24 protein-coding genes are annotated in these 26761 nt (G+C 70.9%); 10 read left to right on the top strand and 14 right to left on the bottom strand.

From position 1 onward, the window contains the following. Positions 1-7: 7 nt before the first annotated feature. Positions 8-2218: a beta-glucosidase family protein gene (locus tag ACZK5D_RS11345; protein ID WP_463665334.1), complete on the bottom strand. Its 2211-nt coding sequence runs from the start codon at positions 2216-2218 to the stop codon at positions 8-10. Between the two features lie 391 nt (positions 2219-2609). Between ACZK5D_RS11345 and ACZK5D_RS11340 the strand changes: the two genes are divergently transcribed. Then, complete coding sequence (locus tag ACZK5D_RS11340; protein WP_458995599.1) at positions 2610-3209, top strand: TetR/AcrR family transcriptional regulator; 600 nt, start codon at positions 2610-2612, stop codon at positions 3207-3209. Positions 3210-3389: 180 nt separating this feature from the next. On the opposite strand, the gene ACZK5D_RS11335 is transcribed toward ACZK5D_RS11340, so the two are convergent. Then, positions 3390-4994, bottom strand: a complete 1605-nt coding sequence (locus ACZK5D_RS11335) for a peptide chain release factor 3 (RefSeq protein ID WP_458995598.1) — start codon at positions 4992-4994, stop codon at positions 3390-3392. 295 nt (positions 4995-5289) lie between these two features. Between ACZK5D_RS11335 and ACZK5D_RS11330 the strand changes: the two genes are divergently transcribed. The 4 genes from ACZK5D_RS11330 (at position 5290) to ACZK5D_RS11315 (ending at position 8413) form a co-directional block, all read left to right on the top strand. Beyond that, a complete protein-coding gene (locus ACZK5D_RS11330; RefSeq protein ID WP_463665333.1) occupies positions 5290-6342 on the top strand; it encodes an ABC transporter substrate-binding protein in 1053 nt (350 codons plus the stop codon). Beyond that, positions 6339-7118, top strand: coding sequence for an ABC transporter ATP-binding protein (locus ACZK5D_RS11325; protein ID WP_463665332.1), 780 nt, complete (start codon positions 6339-6341; stop codon positions 7116-7118). Before ACZK5D_RS11330 ends, ACZK5D_RS11325 begins: the two co-directional genes overlap by 4 nt. Beyond that, positions 7090-7977 carry an ABC transporter permease gene (locus tag ACZK5D_RS11320; RefSeq protein WP_458995595.1) on the top strand — a complete coding sequence of 296 codons (888 nt, stop codon included), beginning with the start codon at positions 7090-7092 and terminating at the stop codon, positions 7975-7977. Before ACZK5D_RS11325 ends, ACZK5D_RS11320 begins: the two co-directional genes overlap by 29 nt. 217 nt (positions 7978-8194) lie before the next feature. Next, positions 8195-8413, top strand: a complete 219-nt coding sequence (locus ACZK5D_RS11315; RefSeq protein WP_458995594.1) for a YgaP family membrane protein — start codon at positions 8195-8197, stop codon at positions 8411-8413. A 279-nt stretch (positions 8414-8692) separates the two neighbouring features. Here the strand turns inward: ACZK5D_RS11315 and ACZK5D_RS11310 are convergent, their stop codons facing one another. The 7 genes from ACZK5D_RS11310 to ACZK5D_RS11280 all read right to left on the bottom strand — a co-directional run bounded on the left by ACZK5D_RS11310 (position 8693) and on the right by ACZK5D_RS11280 (position 16536). After that, on the bottom strand, positions 8693-9568 hold the full coding sequence (locus ACZK5D_RS11310) for a sugar phosphate isomerase/epimerase family protein (RefSeq protein WP_463665331.1): 876 nt from the start codon (positions 9566-9568) through the stop codon (positions 8693-8695). 24 nt (positions 9569-9592) lie between these two features. Further along, the gene (locus tag ACZK5D_RS11305) at positions 9593-10600 is read right to left on the bottom strand and encodes a Gfo/Idh/MocA family protein (RefSeq protein ID WP_458995592.1); all 1008 of its coding nucleotides are present in this window, start codon (positions 10598-10600) and stop codon (positions 9593-9595) included. Positions 10601-10670: 70 nt separating this feature from the next. After that, complete coding sequence (locus ACZK5D_RS11300) at positions 10671-11675, bottom strand: ABC transporter permease (protein WP_458995591.1); 1005 nt, start codon at positions 11673-11675, stop codon at positions 10671-10673. Then, entirely contained in the window at positions 11672-13186 is a 1515-nt protein-coding gene (locus ACZK5D_RS11295; RefSeq protein ID WP_458995590.1) for a sugar ABC transporter ATP-binding protein, read from the bottom strand. Before ACZK5D_RS11295 ends, ACZK5D_RS11300 begins: the two co-directional genes overlap by 4 nt. Positions 13187-13190: 4 nt before the next feature. Further along, a complete protein-coding gene (locus ACZK5D_RS11290) occupies positions 13191-14207 on the bottom strand; it encodes a sugar ABC transporter substrate-binding protein (protein WP_458995589.1) in 1017 nt (338 codons plus the stop codon). Positions 14208-14359: 152 nt separating this feature from the next. Continuing rightward, positions 14360-15364 (bottom strand): sugar phosphate isomerase/epimerase family protein, encoded by a 1005-nt coding sequence (locus ACZK5D_RS11285; RefSeq protein WP_458995588.1) that lies wholly within the window; start codon positions 15362-15364, stop codon positions 14360-14362. After that, positions 15361-16536 carry a Gfo/Idh/MocA family protein gene (locus tag ACZK5D_RS11280; protein ID WP_458995587.1) on the bottom strand — a complete coding sequence of 392 codons (1176 nt, stop codon included), beginning with the start codon at positions 16534-16536 and terminating at the stop codon, positions 15361-15363. Before ACZK5D_RS11280 ends, ACZK5D_RS11285 begins: the two co-directional genes overlap by 4 nt. A 115-nt stretch (positions 16537-16651) precedes the next feature. Between ACZK5D_RS11280 and ACZK5D_RS11275 the strand changes: the two genes are divergently transcribed. After that, positions 16652-17683 carry a LacI family DNA-binding transcriptional regulator gene (locus ACZK5D_RS11275; protein ID WP_458995586.1) on the top strand — a complete coding sequence of 344 codons (1032 nt, stop codon included), beginning with the start codon at positions 16652-16654 and terminating at the stop codon, positions 17681-17683. Positions 17684-18127: 444 nt separating this feature from the next. Beyond that, the gene (locus ACZK5D_RS11270; RefSeq protein ID WP_458995585.1) at positions 18128-18919 is read left to right on the top strand and encodes a GntR family transcriptional regulator; all 792 of its coding nucleotides are present in this window, start codon (positions 18128-18130) and stop codon (positions 18917-18919) included. Between the two features lie 154 nt (positions 18920-19073). Here ACZK5D_RS11270 and ACZK5D_RS11265 read toward each other — a convergent pair whose 3' ends face one another. From ACZK5D_RS11265 to ACZK5D_RS11255, 3 genes are all read right to left on the bottom strand, one after another. Next, positions 19074-19970 carry an SGNH/GDSL hydrolase family protein gene (locus tag ACZK5D_RS11265; protein WP_458995584.1) on the bottom strand — a complete coding sequence of 299 codons (897 nt, stop codon included), beginning with the start codon at positions 19968-19970 and terminating at the stop codon, positions 19074-19076. A gap of 488 nt (positions 19971-20458) precedes the next feature. Beyond that, a complete protein-coding gene (locus ACZK5D_RS11260) occupies positions 20459-21361 on the bottom strand; it encodes a maleylpyruvate isomerase family mycothiol-dependent enzyme (RefSeq protein ID WP_463665330.1) in 903 nt (300 codons plus the stop codon). Next, complete coding sequence (locus ACZK5D_RS11255; protein ID WP_463665329.1) at positions 21348-22007, bottom strand: TetR/AcrR family transcriptional regulator; 660 nt, start codon at positions 22005-22007, stop codon at positions 21348-21350. Before ACZK5D_RS11255 ends, ACZK5D_RS11260 begins: the two co-directional genes overlap by 14 nt. A gap of 368 nt (positions 22008-22375) precedes the next feature. On the opposite strand from ACZK5D_RS11255, the gene ACZK5D_RS11250 reads away from it, so the two are divergent. The 3 genes from ACZK5D_RS11250 to ACZK5D_RS11240 are packed head-to-tail and all read left to right on the top strand — an operon-like array spanning position 22376 to position 25251. Next, entirely contained in the window at positions 22376-23266 is an 891-nt protein-coding gene (locus ACZK5D_RS11250; RefSeq protein WP_463665328.1) for a hypothetical protein, read from the top strand. 7 nt (positions 23267-23273) lie between these two features. Continuing rightward, entirely contained in the window at positions 23274-24191 is a 918-nt protein-coding gene (locus ACZK5D_RS11245; protein ID WP_463665327.1) for a CPBP family intramembrane glutamic endopeptidase, read from the top strand. Positions 24192-24237: 46 nt separating this feature from the next. After that, positions 24238-25251 (top strand): serine hydrolase domain-containing protein, encoded by a 1014-nt coding sequence (locus ACZK5D_RS11240; RefSeq protein ID WP_458995579.1) that lies wholly within the window; start codon positions 24238-24240, stop codon positions 25249-25251. Between the two features lie 93 nt (positions 25252-25344). Here the strand turns inward: ACZK5D_RS11240 and ACZK5D_RS11235 are convergent, their stop codons facing one another. Continuing rightward, a complete protein-coding gene (locus ACZK5D_RS11235; RefSeq protein ID WP_458995578.1) occupies positions 25345-25722 on the bottom strand; it encodes an SHOCT domain-containing protein in 378 nt (125 codons plus the stop codon). Positions 25723-25867: 145 nt separating this feature from the next. After that, positions 25868-26758 (bottom strand): phosphoribulokinase, encoded by an 891-nt coding sequence (locus ACZK5D_RS11230; RefSeq protein WP_458995577.1) that lies wholly within the window; start codon positions 26756-26758, stop codon positions 25868-25870. Positions 26759-26761 lie beyond the last annotated feature (3 nt).

The raw sequence follows: 26761 nt of genomic DNA, 5'->3' as shown, positions 1-26761 counted from the left end.
TTACCTTTCAGAGGGTGATGGTGGTGGACGCGCTGCGGGGGTCTCCCCAGTGGCGCGAGACTTCGATGTGGACTTCGCCCGCGGGCAGGTCGAAGGCCTTGTCGGCGGCGTTCCAGCGGGCGAGAGGCTGGAGGCTGACGGGGATGGTGAGGGTCGCGGTGGCGCCGGCGGCCAGCTCGGCGACGGTGAAGCCGATGAGCTCCCGCTCGCCTGCGCGGTCGCCGTCGAGACGGGTGGCGTAGACCTGGGCGACGAACCGGCCGGCGCGGCCGCCGTCGCGCGTGACCTGCGCGGTGACCCGCCCCTCCATGCCGAGCAGCTCGACGCCGACGGGGCCGGCGAGCTCGTGCGAGGCGTAGGAGAGGCCGAAGCCCAGCGGGTAGGCGGCCTCGCGGCCCTGCTTGGCGAGGCGGCGCTGGCCGTACCAGCGGTCGTACTCGATGGCGGTGGCGTCGACGTCGAACTCGGGCAGGTCGTCGGCCGAGCGCACCATGGCGAACGGCAGGCGGCCGCTGAAGTCGACGGCGCCGGTGAGCAGGTCGGCCAGGGCGTGGCCGCCCTCCATGCCGCCGTACCAGCCGAGCACGATCGCGGCGGGCTCGTCGTCCCAGGCGCTGGTGATCACCCCGCCGGCGGTCTGCAGCACGACGACGGTGTGCGGGTTGGCGGCGGCGACGGCGTGGATCAGCTCCTCGTCGTGGGGCAGGAGGCGGAGGTCGCGGCGGTCGCCGCCCGCCTCCGGCCGGCCCTTGGCGGCCTCGAGGCGCTCGAACATCGTCGCCAGGACGGCGCGGTCCTCGTCGGTGCGCGGCTCGGGGTAGAGGGCCATGAGGTCGTCGCGGGCGTAGACGCGGCCGTTGACCCACTCGCCCTCCTCGGCGGCGGTGTAACCGACGACGAGCACGACGGTGTCCGCGGCCGCGGCGGTCGCGGCGGCCCGGGCGAGGTCGCGGCCGTCGTCGTGCACGACGGCGGTCCGCCTGAACCGGGCCCAGAGGCCCTCCAGCGCGGTGACGGCGTGAGGCGGGGTGACGTTGGAGGAGCCGCGGTCGCCGAGGTTGACGGTGTCGGCCAGCGCGCCGATGACCGCGACGGTGTGGCCGGAGGCGTCGGCCAGGGGCAGGAGGGGCGCGTCGGCGGTGCCGTTCTTGAGGAGCACCATCGACTGCTGCGCCGCGCGGCGGGCCAGCGCGGCGTGATCGGGGCCGGCGATGAGTGCGGGGCTGGGGGCGTGAGTGTCGCGGCGGGCGTAGTGGGCGAGCTGCGCGGCGACGATCCGGCGGGCCGACGTGCGCACCGTCTCCCAGGACGTGAGCCCGGCCTCGATCTCGGCGGGGAGCCGCTCGGCGCGGAGCTGCGCGAAGGGGGCCTCGAGGTCGAGGCCGGCCTCGAGGGAGCCGGCGGCGTCGCGGATGGCCCAGATGAAGTCGCTCAGCACGAAGCCGTCGAAGCCCCACTCGTCGCGGAGCACGTCGGTGAGCAGGTGCGTGTTGGCGCTGGCCCACTCGCCGTTGACCGAGTTGTAGGCGCACATCACGGACTCGGCGCCGTCGGCCAGCGCGCGCTCGAAGTGCGGGAGGTAGTCCTCGTGGAGGGTCTCCTCGTCGCACGTGACGTCGACGTCGAAGCGCGCGTTCTCCATGGAGTTGAGCGCGTAGTGCTTGACGCAGGCCATCGCGTTGGGGCGGACGCCGCGGACCAGCGCGGCGCCCATCTCGCCGAGGAGGAGCGGCTGATCGGAGTAGGTCTCCTGCGCGCGGCCCCAGGCGGGATGGCGCAGCAGGTTGATGCAGACGCCGCCGAACAGGTTGCCGCCGGTGGCGCGGACCTCGAGGCCGATGGCGAGGCCGATGGCCTCCTCGAGGTCGCGGTCCCAGGACGCGCCGCGGGCCAGCGACACGGGGAACGCGGTGGCGTCGCCGACGACGACGCCGCGGGGGCCGTCGATGAAGCTGATCCCGGGGATCCCGAGTCGCGGCAGGGCGACCATGACGAAGGGCACGTGGCTGTAGCCGTGCTCCATGATCCGGCCGCGTCCGGGCCAGAACTCGACGTCGCCGTGCAGGATCGCCAGCTGCTCGTCGGGGGTCATGGCCTCGACGAGGGCGGCGGCCGCGGCGGAGGCGGAGAGCCCGGCGCGGACGTCGCGGACGAGCTGGTCGAACGTCGAGGCGCCGGTGAGTGTCGCGGCGAGCGTGGCGTCGTCAACCTGGGTCATGCGTTCCTCCACATTGAGTTGCTTTGTACTTAACGGGTATTAAGTTAACACGAGCTTGAGGCCCCTGAACAGGGGGGTCCGTTATTGATACCTCTGGTTGAGCCGCGCCACCGCCCCGCCTTGCTGGCTGAGGTGCGAGGAGCGAGAGGCGAGCCCCCACTACCCGCTGGCTGAGGTGCGAGGAGCGCAGCGACGGGCCTCGAAGCCTAGAAAACGTACGTTGTCAGCTCACGTTTCCTCGGCTTCGAGGCCGCTACGCGGCACCTCAGCCAGCGGTGGGGACGCCGGTTCGCAGCCAGCGGTGGGGACGACGCTCTTGCGCGGCACCTCGGCCGCCGTGTGGGGAGGGTCGAGTACCGTGGAGCGACCCCCTCGACGAAAGGCACCCCACGTGGCAGCTCGCGGTTCCAGCGGCCGCACCCGCCTGGCGGGCGCCGAGCGGCGGACGCAGATCATCGAGGTGGCCACCGAGCTCATCTCCACCAGCGGCTACTGGGCCGTGTCCCTCCACGACATCGGGGTCCGCTGCGGCGTCACCAACGCGGCCGTCCTTCACCACTTCGGCTCCAAGGAGAAGCTCCTCATGGCCGTCCTCGCCCACCGCGACGAGACGGACCGCCTCGCGCTCGCCGCCCAGCTCGGGGTTGACCGCGGGGACCTGTACGCCGTCATCCCCACGATCAGCCTCACCGCCATCTGCGCCGCCATGGTGCGGCGCAACGCGCAGCAGCCCGAGATCGTGCGCCTGTACGCCCTGCTCAGCGCGGAATCGCTGGAGCCGGACCACCCGGCGCACACGTACTTCAACGAGCGGGAGGCCACCGCCATCCGCACGTTCGCCTCCGCGCAGGTGCCCGGGGGCAACTCCCCCGAGCTGGCGCGGCTGGTGCTGGCCGCGATGGACGGGGTGCAGCTGCGCTGGCTGCGCGACCCCGGCCTCGACCTCACCGCCGACTGGGAGCGCGCCGCCGCACGCATCATCCCGGCCTAGCCGGTGCGCGACGATCCTCGACGATGGGTACTGGGCCGGCCACGCCGGGTGATCAGCGCGAGCCCGCAGACCGACGGACGCACAAAGCCCACGAGCCCGCGGCCTAGCCGGACGGCAGCAGGTCCTCGACGTCGGTGCTGATCGGCTCGAGCACCGCGTCAAGGCCCACGAGCCCGCGGCCTAGCCGGACGGGAGCAGATCCTCGACGTCGGTGCTGATCGGCTCGAGCACCGCGTCGGGGAAGTTACGGCGGATCGTCGTGACCTGCCACTTGCCCGACAGCAGGGCCAGGAACGCCCCGTCCTGCCGACGCTCCACGCCCTCGGCGCCCATGATGGAGTTGATGCCCAGCAGGTCCTCGGCGCGGGTCCGCAGCGCGACGGTGTAGGGCAGCTGGTCGAACAGCACGGGCGCGTTGAACTCGTTCTCCATGCGGTGCGCGGCCACCTCGAACTGCATCGGGCCGACGGCGGCGAGGATGGGGTTCTGGCGGGAGCGCGACTCCGCGTCGAGCACCTGGATCACGCCCTCCTGGTCCAGCTGCTCGATCCCCCGCTGGAACTGCTTGTGCTTCGACGGGTCGGCGGCGCGGACCACGCGGAAGTGCTCGGGGGCGAACGACGGGATGGGCGGGAAGTCGACCGGGTCTTCGCCGTACAGCGTGTCCCCCGCGCGCGTGGTGCCGGCGTTGACCAGCCCGATGATGTCGCCGGGGAACGCCTCCTCCAGGGTCTCGCGGTCGCGGCCGAAGACGCTGCTCACGTACTTGGTGGTGAACGCCTTGCCCGTGCCGCCGTGGGTGATGACGTCGCCGCGGTGGAAGACGCCCGAGCAGACCCGCGCGAACGCGAGGCGGTCGCGGTGGGCGCGGTCCATGCCCGCCTGCACCTTGAACACCTGCGCGCTGAAGGCCGCCTCGACCGGCCGCGACACCCCGTCGCGGTCCCGCCTGGGCGTGGCGGCGGGGGCCATGTCGGCCACCACGTCGAGGAGGTGCCCGACGCCGAAGTTGGACACGGCGGCGGTGAACAGCACCGGCGTGGTGCCCTGCGCGAGGAACAGCTCCTGGTCGTGCACGTAGCCGTCGCCGGCCAGGAGGTCGAGCTCCTCGCGGGCCGCGTCGTAGTCGGCCAGGTCCCGCTCGGGGATGGCGCCCGCGTCGAACCGCTCCTCGATGGCCTTGGTGCTGCCGCCCGGGGTGCGGGTGAACCGGACGAACTCGTCGCTCCACTGCTCGATCACGCCGTGGAAGTCCCCCGCGATCCCCACCGGCCAGGTCCACGGCGTGGGCACCATACCGGTGCGCTTCTCGATCTCGTCGAGCAGCGCCAGCGCCTCGTGGCCGGGGCGGTCCCACTTGTTGATGACGGTGATGATCGGGATGCGCCGAGAGCGGCACACCTCGAACAGCTTCATGGTCTGCGCCTCCATGCCCTTCGCGGCGTCGAGGAGCATGATCGCGCTGTCGACGGCGGTGAGCACCCGGTAGGTGTCCTCCGAGAAGTCGGCGTGGCCCGGGGTGTCGACGAGGTTGATGACGCAGTCGCGGTAGGGGAACTGCAGGGCCGAGGAACTGATCGAGATGCCGCGGTCCTTCTCCATGTCCATCCAGTCGGACACGGTGCCCTGGCGGCCCGCCTTGCCGTGTACCGCGCCGGCCTGCCCGATCGCCCGGGCGTGCAGCAGCAGGGCCTCGGTGAGCGTCGACTTGCCCGCGTCGGGGTGGCTGATGACGGCGATGGTCCGACGGCGGGCGGCCTGGGCCGAGACCTCGGCGGGGCTCACCACGAGGCACCTCCGCGGGCGATTCGCGGGGCGAGGCGGGGCAGGCGGGCGCGCGCGGGGGCGCTCAGGGTGGAAAACATCTCGGTCGAGGGTACCCGGCCGCGACGGCGGTGCCGACATCGGCGTGGCCCGCCGGCGCGGGCGGCGGGCCGGGTCCGGCGGATATTCCCGTGTTCAGCAGTCAGCGAAAGATGAGCGCCCCCCACGCTCAGCGCCCGTCTCACCGCGGGCGAGAGCGTTGACTGCGCCTGTGGGCGCGCCTAATTTCAGCCTAACCCGCTCACCAGGAGACCCCATGGCCCACCGCAGCACCCGGCTGTCGCGGCGGACGGCAGCCGCCGTCGGCCTGATGACGCTCCTCGGGATGCTGAGCGGGTGCGCGAACACGGCGGCGGCCGACGACGTGGTCACCATCGGCTACTTCGCCAACGTCACCCACGCCCCGGCGCTGGTCGCCGACGGCATCGGCCTCTTCGACGAGCGGCTCACGGAGGCCGGCGCCACCGTCACCACCCAGTCCTTCCGCGCGGGGCCGGAGGCACTGCAGGCGGTGCTGGCCGGCTCCGTCGACGTGGCCTACATCGGGCCGAATCCCACGGTGACCGCGTACCTGCAGTCGGGCGGCGAGGCAGCCCGCGTGATCTCGGGCTCCACCTCCGGCGGGGCCGCGCTCGTGGTCCGGGAGGGCATCGAGTCCGCCGAGGATCTGCGCGGCGCCAGCCTGGCCAGCCCGCAGCTCGGCAACACGCAGGACATCGCGCTCAGGCACTGGCTCGGCACGCAGGGCCTCACGGCCACCGACGACGGCGGCGGGGACGTGCACGTGCTCCCCCAGCCCAACTCCGCGGCGCTGCAGTCGTTCCGGGCCGGCGAGCTCGACGGCGCCTGGGTGCCGGAGCCCTTCGTCGCCCGTCTCGTGGAGGCGGGCGGCGTCGTGCTGGTCGACGAGCGCGACCTGTGGCCGGACGGCCTGTTCGTCACCACCAACGTGATCGCGAGCACGCAGTTCGTCGAGGAGCGTCCGGACCTGGTGCGCGCAGTCCTGGACGCCCACCTCGACGCGCTGGCCCTGATCGAGGAGGAGCCGGCGGCCGCCCGCGCCGCCGTCGCCGCCCAGATCAAGGCGCTCACCGAGCAGGACATGGACCCCGCGACGCTCGAGGCAGCCTGGCAGAGCCTCGAGTTCACCGCCGACCCGCTCGCCGACTCCCTCCGCGAGTCGGCAGCCCACGCGGACGCCGTCGGCCTGCTGCCGGACAAGCCCAACGACGACTTCGCCCGCCTCTGGGACCTGGACGTCCTCAACGAGGCCCTCGTGGCCCGCGGCTCGGCGGAGGTGGCTTCATGACGACGACTGAGAGCAGGACCGGGGGGCTCCGGCTGCGGGGCGTGACCAAGTCGTTCGGGGAGGGTGAGCAGCAGGTCACCGCCCTCGGCGGCCTCGACCTCGACGTGGCGCCCGGCGAGTTCGTCGCCCTCGTCGGCGGCTCCGGGTGTGGGAAGTCGACGATGCTCACGCTCGCCGCCGGGCTTGAGACGCCCACCTCCGGCACCATCGAGGCGGGCGGCAAGGTGGCCCTGATGTTCCAGGAGAGCACCCTGCTGCCGTGGCTCACCGCCGCCGGCAACGTCGAACTGGCGCTGCAGCTGCGGGGGGTCGAGAAGGCCGAGCGCCGCACGCTGGCCCGCCAACTCCTGGCGAAGGTGCGCCTGGGGCGACACGTCGACAAGCGCCCCCACGAGATGAGCGGCGGCATGCGGCAACGCGTGGCGCTGGCCCGCGTGCTGGCGCAGGACGCCGCCGTCGTCCTCATGGACGAGCCGCTCGGCGCGCTCGACGCCATGACCCGCGACCAGATGCACGACCTCATTGAGGACGTGTGGCTCGACGCCGGGTTCAGCGTGGTGTTCGTCACCCACAACGTGCGCGAGGCGGTCCGGCTGTCGGACCGCACCATCCTGATGGGGTCGCGGCCGGGCCGGATCATCCACGAACAGGAGATCCACCTGCCCCGCCCCCGGGCCATGGAGTCGGCCGCCTGCGTCGCGCTCGCAGCCGACCTCACCCAACGCCTGCGAGAGGAGGTCGCACGCCATGACGAGACCGACTACTTCGAGATCTGAGACCGACGTCACGGATCCCCTGGAGGTGGCCGACGACGCCGCCGTCGAGTCCCCTGCCGAACGCGCCGGGACCCCCCGCTGGCGTCGCGCCCTCCCCATCCTGCTCGCCACCGGCATCTTCCTCACACTGTGGCAGGTGGTGGTGTGGACCGGCTGGAAGCCCGACTACCTGCTCCCCGGCCCCGTCGCGGTCCTCGGAGAGCTGGGCCGCCTAGCCTCCGAAGGGTCGTTCTGGGAGGCGCTCGGCCGCACGCTCACCCGCGCGGTGGCGGGGTTCGCGCTGGCGCTGATCATCGGAACGGCCATCGGCTTGGCGACGGCGCGGTCGCGGCTGCTGCGCTCGGCCATCGGCTCGCTCGTCACCGGCCTGCAGACCATGCCGTCGGTGGTGTGGTTCCCGCTGGCCATCCTGCTGATGGGCCTCGGCGAGCAGGCGATCATGTTCGTCGTCGTGCTCGGGGCCGCGCCCAGCATCGCCAACGGGGTGCTGACCGGCGTGGACCAGGTGCCGCCCGCCTACCACAAGCTCGGCGACGTGCTCGGCGCCCACGGCTGGACGCTGTACCGGCACATCATCGTCCCGGCCGCGCTGCCGTCGTATGTCGCGGGCCTCAGCCAGGGCTGGGCCTTCGCCTGGCGCTCGCTGATGGCGGGCGAGCTGCTGGTGGTCATCCCCGGCGCGATCGCGCTCGGCAACCGGCTGTCCTACGCGCAGGAGTTCGGCGACGCGACGGGCCTGATGGCGTACATGATCGTCATCCTCATCGTCGGCATGCTCGCCGACACGGGGTTCAGCGCCCTGGCGCGGCGGATCCGCCGTCGCCGCGGGCTGGCAACCCCGGCCGAGTCCCACGGCTGAGCGCCCCCTCGGCCAGTGGCATGGGGGGCGGCCCGGGCGCGGGCGGGCCTGTGCGTTGAGCCGATGGATGGGTTCGCGGCGGAGCCCCCGCGTGAACTGAGCGTGACCCGCTCCGCGAACCCATCCATCGGCTCAACTGCTCCCCGACCACGGCGCCCGTGCCGCTGCTGGTACCCCAGGGGGTATATGCTGGGGTCACCTAGCAAGGAGCCCACCCATGATCGAGTTCATGTCTTCCACCGCCGGCCGGATCACGCGCGCAGCTGTCGGGGCGGTGCTGCTGATCGTCGCGTTCGTGGTCGGCGGGGTGTGGGGCTGGGTCCTCGGCATCCTGGGCGCGGTGTTCGTGACGGTGGGTGTCGCGGACGTGTGCCTGCTCGCTCCGCTCTTCGGGAAGCCGTTCAAGGGCGCCGACGTCCGCGCCTCCCTGCGCTGACCCTCACGCCCCACCGCGGAGGAGGGGCCCCAGTTCCGGGCCCCACGCTCAGGCAGGGCACCAGAGGGTGCCACTACGGGCACGATTCCGCGCCGCCGCCCACGCGACCCTGCAGCGGCAGGGTGCCCTCTCCGCGGAAACGTGCCGGCAGCGAGGGTCACCCTCCCCTCGCCTGAGCGTAGAGGGCTGCACTGGCGTCCCGCCTCCGCGCGGTGGGTCATTCTGACGGGCCGGAGATAGTCGCCGCCTCCCCCACGGCGGCCGTGGTGCTGCGCGACCTCAGTCAGCGGCGACGCCGAACTCCTCCTGGATGCGGGCCAGCATCCGACGGTTGATGTTGTCGGCGTCCTCGTGCCAGCCGAAGACGCACACCGAGATCACGCCGTCGAAGGCGATGTCGCGCAGCGTCGAGAAGACCCGGTCGAAGGGCACCTCGCCCTTGCCGATCTCCGCGTGCTGGTGGACGCGGGCGTCGACGCCCGGCGGGTTGACGATGTAGCGGTTGCCGTCGTTGGCCCGGTGGTTGAGCGCGTCCGCGACGTGCACCTCCCGCAGCTTCGGCGCCGCGTCGCGGATCATCCGCTCCACGTCGCCCGCCCCGTCGGACAGGTGGAAGGCGTGCGGGCAGCAGAACTCGTAGCCGATCCACGGCAGGTTCACGCCGCGGATCAGGCTCATGGCGTCGTCGTGCAGCTCGGCGAAGTCGTACGGGTGCGCCTCCATGTTGAGCCGGATGCCGTACTGCTCGAACACCGGGGCCAGCTCCTCGACGGAGCGGTACCACTGCGCCTCGCACTCGCGGTAGGTGTTGGGGTTGCCGGAGAACTCGGAGGTGATCTCGCGCACGTCGATCTGGTCGGCGAGCTCCAGCAGCCGGCGCCAGTTGCGCACCTGCGCCCGGCGTTCGGTCTCGTCGGTGCTGGACCAGTTGAACACCGGGTTCAGCGTGCGCACCTTCACGCCGGTCTCCGCCTGGGCCTTGTTGAGGCCCGCGACGAAGTCGTCGTCGGCCTTCGGGTAGCGGTGCCAGAAGTGGAACTCGGTGTTGGGCGAGAGCTCCACGTACCGGAAGCCGAGCTCCGCGGCCTTGCGGAGGGTGTCGGCGGTGGACATGGACGCGTAGTACATGTTGGGGTCAAGGGCGATGTCGACCATCGGGGTGTCTTCCTTCTCAGAGTCTCAGGAGTAGAAGCCGGGCTTGGGGATCATCTCGACGGCGACCTCCCCGCCGCCGTTGTCCAGCGAGGCGAGCGCCGCCTCCACCACCGCGACAGCCGCGTAGCCGTCCCACGCGGTGGAGCCCGTGTGCTCGCCGCGCTCCACGGCGCGGATCCACTGCTGGACCTCGGCGTTGAAGGCGTCGTGGAAGCGGTCGATGTGGCTGCGGCAGATGGGGTTGCGGTTGCCGGCGCCGTCGCGGATGTGGGTCTGCTCCTGGTCGCCGAGGCGGATGGTGCCGGTCTCCATCACCACCTCGCACTCGATTGAGTAGCCCCACTGCAGGTTGACGTTGACCTCGTCGTCGATCCGCACACCGGACTCGGTGTAGGCGACGAGCACCAGCGGGTCCTGCAGGTGGGGGAAGCGGTGGCTGGTGGCGCGCGGGGTGTCGATCCGGATCCGGACGATCTCCTCGCCCAGCAGGTAGCGGCAGATGTCGATCTCGTGCGAGGCGGTGTCGTCGATCATGTTCCGCGTGGTGTAGTTCTCCGGCACGCTCGGGTTGCGGTGCCGGCAGTGCACGAGCGTGGGATAGCCCCAGTCGCCCGCCTCGACGGCGGCGCGCATCTGCTGGTAGCCCTTGTCGAAGCGGCGCATGTAGCCCACCGTGACCAGCTTCCTGCCCGCGGCCTGCTCCGCCTCCAGCACGCGCAGGGCGTCGGCCGTGGTGGTGACCATCGGCTTCTCGCACAGCACCGGCTTGCCCGCGGCGATCGCCGCCAGCAGGTCCGGCGCGTGCACCTTGCCGAACGTGGCGATCAGGATCGCGTCCACCTCCGGGTCGGCGATGAGCTCGGCCCCCGTCGCGTAGGCCGTGGCCCCGAGCGGCCCGGCGACGGCGCGCGCCCCCTCGAGGTTCACGTCAGCCACCGCGACGACGCGGCCGCCCGCCAGCTCCTGCTCGATCCGCTCGACGTGGGCGCGGCCCATCCCGCCGGCCCCGATGAGGCCGATCCGTACCGTCATGACAGTCCTTTCGAGAAAGTTGACGGGGCGGGGCCGCCCCCTCCGACAGCCCCGCCCCTGAAGGAGAGAGCTACTTCTTCTTGCTGAAGACGACGTCCACCGCGACCGCGAGGATCAGGATGGCGCCGTTGAACATGCCCTGGTAGTAGGGGTTGACGCCCATCAGCACCAGGCCGCTCTGCAGCGCGGCGAGGATCAGCACACCGACGATGGTGCGCGGGATCGAGCCGAAGCCGCCGCTGAGCTTGGTGCCGCCGATGACGACGGCGGCGATGGACTGCAGCTCCGCGCCGGGGAGCGCCACCGGGGAGGCGGTGCCGAGGCGGGAGGTCAGCAGGACGCCCGCGAAGCCGCCCACCACAGCCGCGACCACGTAGGCCGAGGCCAGCACGTTCTTGGACTTGATGCCGGCCAGGCGCGCGGCCTCCTCGTTGCCGCCGACGGCGTAGATGTGGCCGCCCCAGCGGGTGTAGGCCAGCGCCACGTGCGTGATGACGGCGATGCCGGCGAACCACCAGATGATGCCCGGAAGCCCGAACCACTGCCACTGCACGAGGCCGATCAGCCACTCGGGCAGGTTGATCACGGAGCCGCCGTCGTTGAGCAGCAGCGCCACCGACGTGAGGATCGTGTACATGCCCAGCGTCACCACGAACGGGTTCACCTTGGCGCGGGAGATGAGGACGCCGTTGACCAGGCCGATCAGGGCCGTGGCCGCCATGGCGAGCACCAGGGCGATCGGGCCCAGATGCGCGGTCAGGGCCACCACCATGCCGGCGACGACGGCGGTCTTGGCGATGCCGATGTCGAAGCCGCCGGTGAGCATGACCACCGTCTGCCCCAGCGCCAGGACGCCGATGACGGAGGCGCTGAGCAGGATGTTGCGGATGTTGGCCTGGCTCATGAACTCCGGCCGGGAGATGGTGAACACCACCAGGAGGATCGCGAAGAAGAACAGGAGGCCGTTGCGGCGGAGGACCGGGCCCACCCAGGCCCAGCGGTCCGGCGAGGCGGACTTCGCGGCCGGCGCCGGCGCCGGTGAGGTGGACGTCGGCGTTGACGTGTGTGTGCTCATGATGCTGCCTTGTCGTTGTCGGTACGGATGCGGGCGTGGAGGACGGCTTCCTCGGTGGCGTCCTTGCCGTCCATCTCGGCGACCACCTCGCCGTCGGCGAAGACCATGACGCGGTGGCTCATGCCCTGCAGCTCCGCGTGGTCGGCGGAGACCAGCAGCACCGCCATGCCGGTCTCGGCGAGGGCGACGATCTGGTCGTAGATCTCCCGGCGGGCGCCGACGTCGACGCCGAGCGTCGGCTCGTCCAGGATGAGGAGCTTCGGCGTGACGGCGGCCCAGCGGGCCAGGAGCGCCTTCTGCTGGTTGCCGCCCGACAGCTCCCCGATCACCTTGTTGGGCGACGAGGTGCGCACGTCGAACTGCTTGATCAGCTCGAGGCCCACCTTGCGCTCGCGGGCCGGGATGAGGATGCCGGCCTTGGCGAGCTCGTCGGACTTCACGACGGTGGCGTTGCGCCACACGGGGAGGATCGGGAAGAGGCCGTCGGTCTTGCGGTCGCCGCTGACGTACCCGATGCCTGCCTTCACCGCCCGGTCCGGGTGGCCGAGCGTCAGGGCCCGGCCCCGGATCTCGACGCGGCCGGTGCCGGTGTCGGCGCCGAACACGATGCGTGCGAAGTTGCGCTGGCCTGCCCCGATGGCGCCGGTGAGGCCGACGACCTCGCCGGCCCGCACGGTCATGGACACGTTCCTGGCCAGCTTGCCGGTGACGTTCTCGGCCTTGAGGACCACCTCGTCGGTGACGGTGGGCAGGGCCGGGAACAGGTCGCCCATCTGGCGGCCGACGAGCAGCGGGATGATCTTGGCCGGCACCGAGTCCTCGTGGTTGAGGCCGCCGACGTTCTTCCCGTCGCGCAGCACCTCCACGCGGTCGCAGATGCGGGGGATCTCGTCGAGGCGGTGGCTGACGTACAGCACGGGGATCCCGGTGGCCTTGAGGGTGGCGATGAGCTCGAACAGCTCGTCCACCTCGTCGGGGTTGAGCGCCGCCGTCGGCTCGTCGAGGATGATCAGGGTGTCGGCCTCGGCGGCCGCCCTGACGATCTCGACGCGCTGCTTCTGCGCGACGCTCAGGTCCTGGACCAGGGTGGTGAGCGGCAGTTCGATGCCGAAACGCGCGGTCACCTCCCTGGCCTTGGCGAGGATGGCCTTCTGGCGGATCCAGAAGGGGAGCCAGGACACGCCCGGCTCGCGGCCCATCATGAGGTTCTGGGCGACGGTGAGGTTGTCGGCGAGCGAGCTGTGCTGGTGCACCGTCGCGATGCCGCGGCTCAGGGCGTCGATCGGCTCGGAGAACCTCACCTGCTCGCCCCGGACCCGGATCTCGCCGCCGTCGGGGATGTAGACGCCGGCGAGCACCTTGATGAGGGTGGACTTGCCTGCGCCGTTCTCCCCGAGGAGACCGACGACCTCCCCCGCGTGCAGCGTGAGGTCCACACCGTCGAGTGCCCGGAACCCGGCAAAGATCTTGGTAATCCCGCGCGCTTCGATGCGGGGAAGGTCGACGGTCATCAGATCACCAGTCCCCGGGGTTGTCGGCGGCGTTGTCCTTGGTGATGATGAGCGCCTCGACGATGACGGTCGGGCGGTCGCCCGAGTCGTCGACGGGGATCTCCTCACCGCGGACCAGCGCGGCCAGGGTGCGCACGGAGGTGGCGCCGTCGTCGTTGCCGGAGACCTTCACGGTGCCGAACATCTTGCCGGAGGCAACCGCCTCGGTGCCCTCGAGGGAGCCGCCGATGCCGATGACGCCGATCTTGGTGTCCAGGCCCTGCTCCTTGAGCACGGTGGCCGCGGCCAGCGCCTCGGGGTCGGTCTGGGCGAGGATGAAGTTGAGGTTCGAGTCCTTCTGCAGCATCGTCTGGGTGACGTCGGCGGCCTTGACCGGGTCGAAGTCGTTGGTCTCCTCCATCACGATCTCGATGTTGGCCTGGTCGGCGATCTTGTCCTTGAGGCCGGCGGAGCGGTTCACCTGCGGGGTGGCGCCCAGGGTGCCCACCTGCAGCGCCACGCGGCACGGGTCGATGCCCTCGCAGGCCTGGATGAGCAGGTCGCCCTGGAAGCCGCCCATCTGGTAGTCGTTGAAGCCGGTGTGCACGATCGGGTTGGCCCCGTCGACGCCGCCGTACTCCATGTCCAGGGTGCGGTTGGAGGTGATCATGATGATGCCGGCGTCGTTGGCCGCCTGCACCGTCGGCTGGTTGGCCGTCGGGTCGACGGAGGCGACGGCGAGGCCCTGGATGCCGCTGACGATCATGGTGTTGACCTGGTCGTTCATGGTCTGGGCGTCGTTCTTGGCGTCGGTGATGGTGAGCTCGACGCCGAGCTTCTCGGCCTCGGCCTCGGCGCCCTTGATCCATCCGGTCCAGAACAGCTGGTTGCCGGCGGGGAGCGCGATGCCGAGCTTGATGGTGTCGCCGTTGCCGCCGTCGCCCGTGGCGGAGCCGGAGGTCGCGGGGTCTGCCGTGCCGCTGCAGGCGGCCAGCGCGAGCACGCTGAGAGCGGCGATCGTGGTGGTCAATGTCTTGCGCATGGAGGATCTCCTTCGTTGGGGATGTGCGCGGAGGGGGGAGGTCCCGCCGGGGGCGGGTCCCACACGCCCGCCGGGGATGTCCCCGACGGACCGTGGGTGGGTAGGGGTCCTCACTCACCCTCGAGTGAGGACCGATCGACTGACGGGAGGGGTCACTCGCCCTTGAAGGCGGCCCAGGCGTCGAGCAGGACCTTCGAGGCCACCTCGAGGCCCTCGATGCGGCCGAGCTCGGTGTCTTCGTGCTCGATGTTGAGGCACATGTCGGGGTCCACCTCGTACAGCGCACGGATGAACTCGGTCCAGTAGGCGGTGTCGTGGCCCTTGCCGAGAGCGACGAAGTCCCACGAGGAGTCCTTCGGCCACTCGTTGGCCCACTCGTCGCCACCGAGGTTGACGCGGGCCTCGTCGGCGCCCATGCGGCGGAAGCCGTTGTCCAGCACGCCGTTGAGCTTGGCGTTCTCGGTGTTGATGCGGATGTCCTTGGCCGCGGCGTGGAAGATCAGCGGGCCGAGCTCACGCACCACGGCTACCGGATCGGCCTGCTGCCAGAACAGGTGCGAGGCGTCCATCTCGACGCCGACGTGCGTGGCGCCGGTCAGGTCGACGAGCTTGCGGATGTCGCGGGCGTTGAACACGATGTTCTGCGGGTGCAGCTCGAGGGCCACCTTGACGCCGTGGTCCTTGGCCAGCTGGTCGATGTCGCTCCAGAACGCGGCGGCGATCTCCCACTGGTAGTCCAGGACGTCGAGGGCGGCGGAGTTCCAGGCGTTGACCACCCAGTTGGGGTACTTCGCGCCGGGCTCGCCGCCGGGCAGGCCCGACATGGTGACCACGCGGTTCTGCCCCAGCGCCGCGGCGGCGCGGATGGAGCGGCGGATGTCCTCGGCGTGCTTCTCGCCGATCACCGGGTTGGGGTGCAGCGGGTTGCCGTTGCAGTTGAGGCCGGCGATCTCGACGCCGGTGCCCTCGAAGCGGGCCAGGTACGCCTTGGCGGCCGCGGGGCTGGCGACGATCTCGTCGATCTCCTGGATGTGGGTGGGGGGCAGGAAGCCGCCCGAGTTGATCTCGATGCCGTTGAGGCCGAGACCACCGATCACCTTGAGCGCCTCCTCGAGGGGGCGGTCGTGGAGGACCGCGTTGTAGACACCGAGCTTCACAGGTTCACCGTCTTTCCGTTGTTGGCAGCCGACTCAGCGACGGCGGCGAGGATTTCCATGTTGTGGACGCCTTCGTCGAACGAGGCGTTGCGGGGGAGGGACTCGGACTCGGGGATGCCGGCCACCTCTTCGAGGAAGGCGCGGGCCTGGAAGGCGAAGCCCTCGTTCTGGCCGAAGCCCACGCCCGAGACGTCGATGGCCATGCCGCCGGCGACGTAGGGGTGGTCGGAGCCGAGGTTGACGGTGCGGTAGCCGTTCTTGCCGGGCTCGTCGTCGTGGAGGTAGAGGCGCACCTGCGACGGGGTGTCCTGGTGGAAGCTGGCGGCGCCGTTCTCGCAGAACACCTCGAAGTTGAGGCCGTTGGGGTAGCCGGCCGCCACGCGGGAGACCTCGAGGCTGCCGCGGACCTCGCCGAAGAGGGCGGTGTAGGTGGCGTAGTCGTCGTTCTCGACGGGCTCCATCACGTCGGAGACCGCGGCCAGGCCGTGGCCGACGACGGCGCCCAGCGGAACGGGGCGCTCCTTCACGGCGGTGACGAAGGCGCCGCCCGCGACGGAGCGGATGTCGTCGCCGACGAGGAACTCGGACAGGTAGGTGAGGTGGCTGCCGACGTCGGCGAGCGCGCCGGAGCCCATGGGGCCCTTGTAGCGCCAGCTGATCGGGCCGTTGGGGTTGCAGCCGTAGTCGCACCAGTAGCGGCCGGAGTAGTGCAGGACCTTGCCGAGGGTCCCGTCCTCGATCCAGTTCTTGATGGCCGCGATGCCGGGCTGGCGGCGGAAGGTGAGGCCGATGCGGGCGAGCGACGACGCCTCGCGGGCCAGGCGGGCCATCTCGCGGGCGGACTCGAGGGTGTCGGCGAGGGGCTTCTCGCACAGCACGTGCTTGCCGGCCTCGAGCAGGCCCTTGACCACCTCGAGGTGGAGGCTGTTGGCGATGACGACGCTGACCACCTGGATGTCGGGGTCTTCGGCGATCGCGCGCCAGTCGGTGTCGCTGCGCTCGTAGCCGTAGCGGCGTGCGGTGGCCTCGCCGACGGCGGCGTTGACGTCGCCGATGGAGACGTAACGCAGTTCGGGCAGCGTGGGCTGGTAGAGAGTGGGGGCCACGCGATAGGCGGCGGCATGGGACTTGCCCGCCATACCCGCCCCGATCACGGCGATGCCGATGGTCATTCATCCTCCTTGATGTATGCTTGGAGCGTTCCAAGTAGGATCACTGTAGGCGCATGAAAAATGTTCTGTCAATAGGGATCTTGGATAAGCTGTCCGGACACGGAAGGAGACACCGGTGACCCCCGCCCCACGCACGTCACGGCCGACGATCTACGACGTCGCCCGTGAGGCCGGCGTGTCCAAGTCACTGGTCTCCCTGGTTCTCAACGACTCCGAACTGGTGGCCGCCGCCAAGCGCACGGCCGTGCTGGAGGCCATCGACAAGCTCGGATACCGCCGCAGCCGCGCCGCCGCCAACCTCGCGAGCCAGCGCACGAAGACTGTCGGGCTGATCATCGACGACTTCCAGAACCCGTGGTTCGTCGAGGTCCTGCGCGGGCTGAGGGCTGCGCTCGGGCCTGAGGGGATGCACGTCGCCATCCGGGAGCAGTTCACGGTGGGCGGCGTCCTGGTCAGCGCCATCGACGGCTTCCTGGACAATCAGGTGGACGCGCTGGTGATCGCGGCGGAGCCCGGCCGCGACCTGCCTGATCTCGGCATCCCGACAGTGGTCGAAGGGACCCGCCTGCACGACGTGGCCGGGGCGGACCACGTGGCCAGCGACCAGGAGCTGGGGGTGCGGCTCCTCATGCAGCACCTGCATTCACTAGGGCATACGCGCATCGGGCACGTCACCGGCGAGGGTGGCGCGGCGGCGAAGCGCCGCGACGCGTACCTCGAGTTCATGGCCTCGATCGGGCAGGAGCCGTGTGTCGCGGGCCAGCGCAACACCACCAACGAGGACGGTGGCTACGCCGGCACCGTCGAGTTGCTGCGCCGATTCCCGGACATCACGGCCGTCTTCGCCGCCAACGACACCATGGCGCTCGGCGCCCGCGCCGCCCTCCGCGAGGTCGGCCGCGAGGTGCCCGCCGACGCGGCGTTGATCGGCTACGACAACTCGCAGTTCGCGCGCAGCCGCTTCCTGGACCTCACGACGGTGGACAACCGCGGCTTCGACGTCGGTGTCGCGTGCGGCGAGGCGATCATCCGCCGCCTGGCGGACCCGACGGCGCCGCCCACGTCCGTGGTGATCCCGAGCCGCCTGGTGGTCCGCTCCTCCTCCGCCGCCGTCCCCCGCCCCCAGCCGCCGGAAAACGCCGTCTAACGAGCCCTTCCGCTGGGTGAGCCGGTCGGGCGCGCGTCGCTCCGCTCCTTGCGGCCCGGGTGGGATTCCGCTGGTTGAGCCGCGCCGAGCCGCCTGCGGCTCAGCGCGTGTCGACTTGGGTTGAGCCAGGCAAAGCCGCGAAGCGGCGCAGCCCGCGCCGAAACCACCCACCCGCATCCGGTTCGAGGACCTGGCCCAGGTCCGAGCGGTCCGTCACATTGGTTTCGACACGGGCGCGCGTCGCTTCGCTCCTTCGGCCCGGCTCAACCAGCGGGAGAGGGGCGGCCAGCTCACGTCGGAAAAGACGAGTCCGCTCAAGCCAGCGGAGATCGTCCGAGCCGAACTCTTCTTCGACCTGTCAAACCCCAGCCCTTGCAACTTGGAGCGCTCCATATTACCCTGGACATTGTTATGACACCTAGCTTCACCGGAGAGGCGGACGGCATGAGCGTCGCACCACGACAGGTCCTCCACGCCGAGGCCCAGCGGGTCCCCGTCACGCTGGACCGCGAGAGCCCCATCCCGCTCTACCACCAGCTCTACGAGCAGCTCGCCGCCGCCATCCTCGACGGCACCCTCAGCCCGGGCGAGCGCTTCGAACAGGAGCTCTCCCTCGCCGACCGGCTCGGCCTGTCCCGCCTGACCATCCGGCGCACGATGGGGGAACTCGTCAACCACGGGCTCCTGGTTCGCGGTCGAGGGGTCGGCACCGTCGTCGCACACCGCTCCATGGAACAGCGCCACGGGCTGGGCAGCCTCCACGACGACCTCGCGGCGGCCGGCCACAACCCGTCGACGCGTCTCCTGTCGATGGTGTACCCCAGCCACGACGTCCGCGTGACCACCCTGCTGAAGGTGGGCACGAAGACCCCGCTGCTCGCCGTCGAGCGGCTCCGCCTGGCCGACGGCGCCCCGCTGGCCATCCTGCGCAACTGGCTCCCCCCGTCGGCGTCGGCCGTCCGGTTCACCGACCTGGAGCAGCACGGCCTCTACGCCACCATGCGCCGCCACGGGATCCACCCGCAGCTGGCCACGCAGAGCATCGGCTCGCGGCGGGCCACCCCACAGGAGCGCGAGGCGCTGGAGATCGGCCGGTTCGACCCGGTGCTCACCCTGACGCGACTCTCCTTCAACGAGGTTGGCCAGCCGGTGGAGTACGCCGAGCACACCTTCCGCGGGGACCGCTACGAGCTCGACCTGACCGTCCGCGCCGGGTCCCCCGTCGACCCCTCGTAGCCGCCGGACACGGTGCGGCCCATCTCGACGAGGTGGGCCAGCCGTCGGAGCTCGACCTCGCCGTCCGCGCCGGATCCCCCGTCGACACCGAATAGTTGCCGGACACGCGGATGCGGCGGCCCTCAGGCCGCCGCATGCGCTCCACTTCAGTAGGTCAGGACTTCGGGACCTTCACGTGGCCCCTGGTGGTGTCGCTGGAGCCGATGCCGCTGGTGGTCACCTTCGCGGTGGTGCCGGTGGAGGCGATCGGGCCGAGAGCCGTGGCCACGACGGGCCTGTACCCGCTTGAGTGGCCGGTGGCGTTGGGGTGGAACGACTCGTAGGACTTGAACAGCGAGGCGTTGAGGATCCACGGCGAGCGGTCGCACACGGCGTGGCCGACGAACGGGGTCCGGACGTCGGCGAAGGTCACCCCGGCGTCGCCTGCCGCATTCGAGATGGCCGTGGCGAGCACGTCGGCACCCTTGTTGAGCTGCGTCATCTCCGTGCTGGTGAAGCTGGTCAGGATGCTGCAGTCCTTGCCGTTGAACAGCCGTGGGTAGGACGTGGCCACGACCTTCGCCCCCGGCGCCTCCGCCTTCACTGCGCTGAACAGGGTCGCCAGCTGGGCGCGGAAGGCAGTGGAGCCCGCCTTTGAGGTCGCGGTGGCGACGGCGTTGAGGCAGGCGGTGGTGTTGGTGCCGAGGCAGGTCGACACCACCGAGGAGAAGCCGATGTCGTTGCCGCCGATGGTGATGGTGACGTAGGCGGCGCCTCCGAGATTGCCCATCTGCTTGGTGGTGACGTCGTTGATGGTGGCGCCCGAACACGCCTCCAAGACGAGTTGGAGGCCGGAGGCGGTCGCGATCAGCCCCGGGTAGCTCTTGAGCGAGCGATAGCACCCAGCGTTGGCCGTACCGGTCAGGTAGCTGCCGGCTCCGTTGCCGGAGGCGTAGCTGTCGCCCAGCGCGACGTACTTGGGCTGGGCAGCTTCAGCGGTCACGCTGAAGGAGAGGAAGACGACGAGCGTCGCCAACGCGGCCCCGATGCCGCGGATGCCCCTGCGGTTCATGTCGTCAAGCTATACCCGCGCGGGTGCCCCGGCAATGGGCGTTTGCCGTCGTTCTCGGGTCGTCCTCACCGCAGTCGCGCCGACCCCGCGCACGAAACACCGTCGCGAATCCACCTCGACGCCCGTGGTGACGTCGGGCACCGACTCAGACGGCGTGTCGTGCCCAGGAGGGGCGGTCGGGACGGGGTTTCGCGGGCGACACCTCCGAGGCGGGCGCGCACGAAACACCGTCCCGAATCCACCTCGACGCCCGTGGTGACGTCGGGCACCGACTCAGACGGCGTGTCGTGCCCGGGAGGGGCGGTCGGGACAGGGTTGCGCGGGCAGCACCTCCAAGGCGGGCGGGCACGAAACACCGTCGCGAATCCACCTCGACGCCCGTGGTGACGTCGGGCACCGACTCCGGCGGCGTGTCGTGCACGGGAGGGGTCAGCGGTGGGTCGGGACAGCGGTGGGTCGGGAGGGGTCAGCGGTGGGTCGGGAGGCGGTCAGAAGGGGGTCCGGACGGCCTCGACGGCCGGGCGGAGCTCTGCCGCGACACCGTCGAACAGCCCCGCCGCGACACTCCTGCCCGACAGGTGGCGCATGAACTCCACCGCCGGCAGGACCACCTCGGACGGGGTATCGTCCGCCCGCGCCGGCACCGAGCCCGCCCCGGCGTCGGGGCCGAGGAGCCACGCGCCGCCCGCCGGCCCCGTGAGGCGCAGCACGACGGCGGGGCTGGTCCAGGCGAGGCCGAGGTCGCGGATCACCTGCTCCACCACCTCCGCGTCCGTGGGGTCCGACGCCGGCTCGCGGCCCACCGCCCGCGCGATGTCCTGGCGGTGCAGCCACGTGTCCCTGGTCAGGATGGTGTCCACGAACGACCCGATCGTCGTGTATGACGGCAGCGCCGCGTCGTTGGTCAGCCGACGGCGCATCCAGCCGGGCGTGTCGCGGCCCGACATCGCCCGCCGTCGGATCCGCTCCAGCAGCTCGTCGGTGGAGAGCGCACGATGCCGGTCGATGCCCACCTCGTTGGCCGCGTCCAGAGAGCTGCGCCCCCGGTAGCGGAACCGGCCGATCTGCGCGTCGACGACGTACAGCAGCGGGTTGCCCGGGAAGCGGGCCGCCGAGGCCACGTGGCCCACCATGTCGCGGACGGTCCACGCGGGGCACTCGGTGACGGTGGCCCACTGCTCGGGGGCGAGGTCGCGCACCTCGTCGATGAGCCGCAGGTGCTGTGCCCGGCCCACGCGGAGGCCCTCGCCGGGCCCGGGGAGGGGGATGTCGACGGCCCGCACGAGCGGGCCCGTCGCATCGTCATCGCCGCGCGGGGCGCTGCCGGATTCGGTCATGGTCTCGTCCTTCGTCGCGCCGTGGCCAGGGAGGGCGGTGTCAGTCGCTCGCATGGGAGGTCCTTTCGGGGAGATGGGCGAGCATCAGCGCCCGGATGAGCGCCGGGAAGTGCCGTGAGGCGGTGCCCTCGTCGTACGCGACGCCGGGCTCGTTGGCCAGTTGGCGGACGATCACGCCGGTGGCCGCGCTGGCCAGGTTCTGCGTCAGCTCGTCGACGTCCACGTCCGCCTCCAGCAGCCCGTGATCGCGCAGGCCCACCACCTCGGCAGTGAGGGCCGCGAACAGTGCCAGCGACGGCTCGAACGCCTCCGGGCTGGGCTGCCACGCGGGAACGGGGCGGGTCAGCATGAGTTGGCTCAGCTCCGGATTGGCCAGCGCCCAGCGCACGAACGTCGCGTTCGTCTCGACCGCGCGCCCGACCGCGTCCGAGGCCGCCGTGACGGGACCGAGCCGGTCCCGATGCGAGAGGACGGCGTCGCGGCAGGCCTGCCATCCCCGTCGGAACAGCTCGTCGTAGAGGGCGTTCTTCGAGGCGACGTACGTGTACAGCGACGGCGTCCGCACCCCCAGGCGGCGCGCGACCTCGCCCAGCGACAGCCCGGCCACCCCCTGCTCCGCCATGATCTCGACGGCGAAGGCGAGGATCTCCTCGCGGGTCTCGTCGTGGCGTCGTCGCCGACGCGGTGTCGTGGTGTCCATCGCTTCTCCTTACGCCACAAGGTAATCCTAATGGCATAAGGAGTCAAGAGGTGCAGAGGTGCGAATCGCTTACCGCGATCTCGGGGTCCGGGCGTCCCGACCCCATCCCATGTAGGCAAGGCAGAGGCTTGCCACTGCCGGTATGACAACCTGGACGGCGTTGACCCTCGGGGTGATCGTGACCCCGCACAGCTTGAGGGGCAGGACTCCGCTGGCGGCCAACGACGCGTGCGTGACGGCCTCCCACGCGGTGACTCCGGCGAAGAATTTTGCGGTTTCCCTGGTCATGTTCCATGGTCCCACCGGACCATCGGCCCCACCCCCCATGCCGCGACACTCAGGCGTACTGTGGAGACCGGAGGGTCACCATGGCCACACCCACATCACCGCTCACCGGCGCCAGGGGCGCAGCGCGGTTCGTCTTCCTCGTCGCGGTCAGCCACGTCGTCACCTACCTCTTCGCCGGGGTGATCGCCTCGCGGGTCCTCGACTACCCCGCGATCTTCCAGGAGCCCGTCATCCGGGACTACTACCTTCCCTACGCCTCGCCCGACGTGGCGCTCTCGTGGGGGCTGCAGGTGGTCCGCGGCGCGCTCTTCGGGTTGGTGCTGCTCCCGTTCCGACGGCCCCTCGCCGCGACCCGGTTCGGCTGGCTGTGGCTGTGGCTGCTCTTCGTGGTCATCGGCATCCTCGGCACGCCCGCGGCGGCGCCCGCCTCACTCGAGGGCGTCATCTACACCCAGATCCCGTTGTGGTTCCACGCCGTCGGCATGCCGGAGATCCTCCTGCAGACCCTGGCGTTCAGCTTCCTCGTGCACCGCACGCTCCGCTCGGCCGAGCACCCGCTGCCCGGGTGGGCTCGGACGCTGCTCAGCGCCGTGTCCGTGGCGTGCATCTCGTTCCTGGGCTACACCGCCGTCTCGCTCGCGTTCGCGTTCTCGGCGGGCGTCGGCCTGGAGGCCGGATCCGATCTCAGCGTGCTGGGCCAGTTCGTCGCGCCGCTCGTCCTGACGATCGCGGCCGTGCTGGTCACCGTCGAGCGGTGGTGGCTGCCGAAGCACGCCGTGCTCTACGTCGCGTCTGCCGCCGCCCTCGCGCTGTACCAGGCCGTCGTGCTCGGCTCGGCGGGATGGACCTACGCCCTCCTGGCGCCCATCCTGCCGGTCCTCATCTCGCTCGCCATGACCCGCCCCGAGAAGCGCCCGCCGGAGCCCGCCCCCACCACCGCGACACCCTTACCCCGCGATGTCGAGTCCTAACCCGGCCGTGACCACCACGAAGGGCCTCATCGCCCCAGCTCACCTGGTCGCGGTGGCGTGGGTGGTGGTGCTGGGCGCCTCGCTCCTCCCCCGGGTCGTCGTCCAGGAGGTACTCCGCCGAGACTTCACCGACGACGCCCGCCTGCTCGTCTCGGCCTCGGTGATCGCGACGGCGCTCGTCGCGACGGCGGTGTGGGCGCGGCTCCGCCCCCTGGTGCCGTTCCTGGTTGCGCTTGCCGTGCTGGTGGGCGCGGAGGCGCTGGTGTACCGGGTGATCGACCAGGCACCCGCCTACCGTGCGTGGCTGGCGGACCCGTCGTTCTCGGTCTACATGCTGGCCGAGCAGTCGCTCCGGTTGATGGTCACCGCCCTCATGATCGCCGCCCTGATGGTCCTGCGACGGCGGCCGTCGCGCTTCTTCCTCACCGTCGGCGACCTGCACGCCCCCATGCGCCGGATCCCATGGCTGGGCGTGAAGGACGGCACCAGGTGGAGCCGGTTCGGCCCCCTGGCCGCGGCCGGGCTGAGCGCCGGCACCCTCACGTTCGTCCTCCTCGCGGGCGCCCCCGCCCCGGACGTTCTCGCCCGGGCCCTGCCGCTGGTCCCCGTCATCCTCCTCGCCGCGACACTCAACGCCTTCAGCGACGAGGTGGCCTGGAAGGCCTCGCTGCTCTCCGTCCTCGAGGGGCCGGTGGGCCCGCGGCAGGCCGTGCTGATGGTGGCCGCCTACTTCGGGATGGGCCACTACTACGGCATCCCCTACGGGGTGATCGGCGTCTCGATGGCGTTCGCGCTGGGGTGGCTGCTGGCCAGGTCGATGGTGGAGACGAGGGGGCTGTTCTGGGCCTGGTTCATCCACTTCTGCCAGGACGTCATCATCTTCTCGTTCCTGGCGATCGGCTCGATCACCCCCGGCGGCGCCTGACCTGGCGGACAATCGAAGCTCACACCGCACTCCCCAGGGGGCAGACATGCAGGTTGATCCACACACCCTCGACGACGCCGTCGCCAAGCACGCGTTCACCGGCGTCATCACCGTCGACGTGGGAGACGAACGCGTCCTCGAGCGCTGCGAGGGGTTCATGCACCGCGCCTTCGGCGTGCCGATGGTGCCCCGGGCCAGGATCGCCGTCGCCAGCGGGAGCAAGACGTTCACCGCCCTGGCGGTCCTGCGGCTCGTCGAGGAGGGCCGGCTGCGGCTCGACCAGCCCGTACGCGAGATTCTGGGCCAGGACCTCCCGCTCGTCGACGACGCCGTCACGATCGAGCACCTCCTCACCCACACCTCCGGCATCGGCGACTACCTCGACGAGGACGGCGACTGGGAGGTCGCGGACCACGTCCTCACCGTGCCGGTGCACACCCTCACCTCGGCCGAGGCGTTCCTGCCGCTGCTCGAGGGGCACGAGCCGAAGTTCAACCCCGGCGAGCGGTTCGCGTACTGCAACGGCGGCTACATGGTGCTCGGTCTCGTGCTCGAGCGGGTGACGGGCGAGGTGTACCACGACGTGATCCGGCGGCTGGTCATCGAGCCCGCCGGCCTCGAGAGCACCGGCTTCCTCCCCCTCAACGAGCTCCCCTCCGACGCGGCGCTGGGCTACATCCACGACGACGGCGACCTGGTCAACACGCTGCACCTTCCCGTCCTCGGCAACGGCGACGGCGGCGCGTTCACCACCGCCGACGACCTGCACCGCTTCTGGCGCGCCCTGCTGGAGGGCCGCATCGTCTCCCGCGCCACCGTCGAGGCGATGACCCGTCCCCGCAACGACGTGCCGGACGAGGACATGCGCTACGGCATGGGGCTCTGGCTGCACCGCACGGGCCCGGCGCTGGTCCTGGAGGGCTACGACGCGGGCGCCTCGTTCCGCTCGACCCACATCCCCGCCACGCGGACCACCGCGACCGTCCTCGGCAACAGCTCCGAGGGCGCCTGGCCGGTCATCGGGGTCCTCGCGGAGGCGATCGACGCCGAGCTCGCCTGAGGCCCCCTGAACGCACGAAGCCCCCGCCCGATCCGGGCGGGGGCTTCGTATCCTCGGCGGGGCCGGATCATCCGGTCCCACCAGGGGAGTGTGTCAGGCGAGGGCCTTGGCCTTGAGCTGATCGTACTCGGCGGGGCTGATCGCACCGCTGTCCAGCAGCGACTTCGCGCGCGCGATCTGCGCGCTGGGATCGGCGTCGGCGGCCACGGAGCGGATGTAGCTGTCCGTCGCCTCGCGAGCCTCGGCGGCGCCTGCCTGCTGCCGCTGCGCCATGCCGCGGCCCCGGGCCAGCAGGTAGACCAGTGCCGTCAACGGGGGCGCGATGAACAGCGCCACCACCCACAGCGCACGGGTCACGCCCCTGAGCCCCGGATCCCGGAAGATGTCGACGATCACCTGGAAGAGCACCATCAGGTAGCTGATGAAGATGAAGCCCCACACCATCAGCCAGAAGAAGTCCCAGAAGTTCATTTGTCGTCCTCGTTACTCGTGTCGGAGCCGTGCGGCGCACGGCTCACAGAACTGGCGCAGACGCACCAGCCGAACAGATCATCCGGCCCGTCCGTCCTCCCGGCATCACCCACTGCGGGTGATTCCGCGACGACCGACGGCCCGTTCAGCCGCCGGCGCGGGCCCTCGCCTTCCTGCTCGCCTCGACCAGCCGCCAGATCAGCGGGGTGAAGATCAGCTGCATGGCCAGGTGCATCTTCCCGCCGGGCACGACGATGCTGTTGGCCCGCGACATGAACGAGCCGTCGATCATCGACAGCAGATAGGGGAAGTCGATGCCGCGCGGGTCCGCGAAGCGGATCACCACCATCGACTCGTCCAGCGTGGGGATCCATCCGGCGATGAACGGGTTGGAGGTGTCCACCACGGGCACCCGCTGGAAGTTGATGTGGGTGTTGGAGAACTGCGGGCAGATGTAGTGCACGTAGTCCGGCATGCGGCGCAGGATCGTGTCGGTGACCGCCTCCGTCGAGTAGCCGCGCGTGTTCCGGTCGCGGTGCAGCTTCTGGATCCACTCGAGGTTGATGATCGGCACCACCCCGATCCGCAGGTCCACGTGCCGGGCCACGTCGACGGTGTCGGTGCGCACCGCGCCGTGCAGGCCCTCGTAGTACAGGAGGTCGGTGCCGCCGGGCAGGTCCTGCCACGGCGTGAAGGTGCCCGGTGGGCGGCCGTAGGCCCGGGCCTCCTCGTCGTCGTGGACGTACTGGCGCACCCGTCCCGTGCCGGTGCGGCCGTACTCGGCGAACAGCTGCTCGAGTTCGGCGAAGAGGTTCGCCTCCGGCCCGAAGTGGCTGGGCGCGGTCTCGCCGGTGTCGAGGGCAGCGGCGTAGACCGCCTTCATCTCCTCCCGGTCGTAGCGGTGGAAGGAGTCGCCGTGGACCACCGACGACGTGATGGACTCCCGGGCGAAGATCTGCGCGAACGTCTGGGTGACGGTGGTGGTGCCCGCCCCCGAGGAGCCGGTGATGGCGACGACTGGATGCTGATCGGACATGGC

The organism is Tessaracoccus yangjingae (genome assembly GCF_055326235.1).
Note: the sequence above shows the minus strand (reverse complement) of the source record. Positions and strands in the feature narration are given on the sequence as shown.

Coding starts and splice junctions, on each gene's coding strand:
- ACZK5D_RS11295 (WP_458995590.1), bottom strand. CDS start 13,186: ATGACCGTCGACCTTCCCCGCATCGAAGCGCGCGGGATTACCAAGATC.
- ACZK5D_RS11320 (WP_458995595.1), top strand. CDS start 7,090: ATGACGAGACCGACTACTTCGAGATCTGAGACCGACGTCACGGATCCC.
- ACZK5D_RS11330 (WP_463665333.1), top strand. CDS start 5,290: ATGGCCCACCGCAGCACCCGGCTGTCGCGGCGGACGGCAGCCGCCGTC.
- ACZK5D_RS11345 (WP_463665334.1), bottom strand. CDS start 2,218: ATGACCCAGGTTGACGACGCCACGCTCGCCGCGACACTCACCGGCGCC.
- ACZK5D_RS11300 (WP_458995591.1), bottom strand. CDS start 11,675: ATGAGCACACACACGTCAACGCCGACGTCCACCTCACCGGCGCCGGCG.
- ACZK5D_RS11280 (WP_458995587.1), bottom strand. CDS start 16,536: ATGACCATCGGCATCGCCGTGATCGGGGCGGGTATGGCGGGCAAGTCC.
- ACZK5D_RS11310 (WP_463665331.1), bottom strand. CDS start 9,568: ATGGTCGACATCGCCCTTGACCCCAACATGTACTACGCGTCCATGTCC.
- ACZK5D_RS11265 (WP_458995584.1), bottom strand. CDS start 19,970: ATGAACCGCAGGGGCATCCGCGGCATCGGGGCCGCGTTGGCGACGCTC.
- ACZK5D_RS11325 (WP_463665332.1), top strand. CDS start 6,339: ATGACGACGACTGAGAGCAGGACCGGGGGGCTCCGGCTGCGGGGCGTG.
- ACZK5D_RS11250 (WP_463665328.1), top strand. CDS start 22,376: ATGGCCACACCCACATCACCGCTCACCGGCGCCAGGGGCGCAGCGCGG.
- ACZK5D_RS11290 (WP_458995589.1), bottom strand. CDS start 14,207: ATGCGCAAGACATTGACCACCACGATCGCCGCTCTCAGCGTGCTCGCG.
- ACZK5D_RS11255 (WP_463665329.1), bottom strand. CDS start 22,007: ATGGACACCACGACACCGCGTCGGCGACGACGCCACGACGAGACCCGC.
- ACZK5D_RS11230 (WP_458995577.1), bottom strand. CDS start 26,758: ATGTCCGATCAGCATCCAGTCGTCGCCATCACCGGCTCCTCGGGGGCG.
- ACZK5D_RS11315 (WP_458995594.1), top strand. CDS start 8,195: ATGATCGAGTTCATGTCTTCCACCGCCGGCCGGATCACGCGCGCAGCT.
- ACZK5D_RS11235 (WP_458995578.1), bottom strand. CDS start 25,722: ATGAACTTCTGGGACTTCTTCTGGCTGATGGTGTGGGGCTTCATCTTC.
- ACZK5D_RS11240 (WP_458995579.1), top strand. CDS start 24,238: ATGCAGGTTGATCCACACACCCTCGACGACGCCGTCGCCAAGCACGCG.
- ACZK5D_RS11305 (WP_458995592.1), bottom strand. CDS start 10,600: ATGACGGTACGGATCGGCCTCATCGGGGCCGGCGGGATGGGCCGCGCC.
- ACZK5D_RS11260 (WP_463665330.1), bottom strand. CDS start 21,361: ATGCGAGCGACTGACACCGCCCTCCCTGGCCACGGCGCGACGAAGGAC.
- ACZK5D_RS11270 (WP_458995585.1), top strand. CDS start 18,128: ATGAGCGTCGCACCACGACAGGTCCTCCACGCCGAGGCCCAGCGGGTC.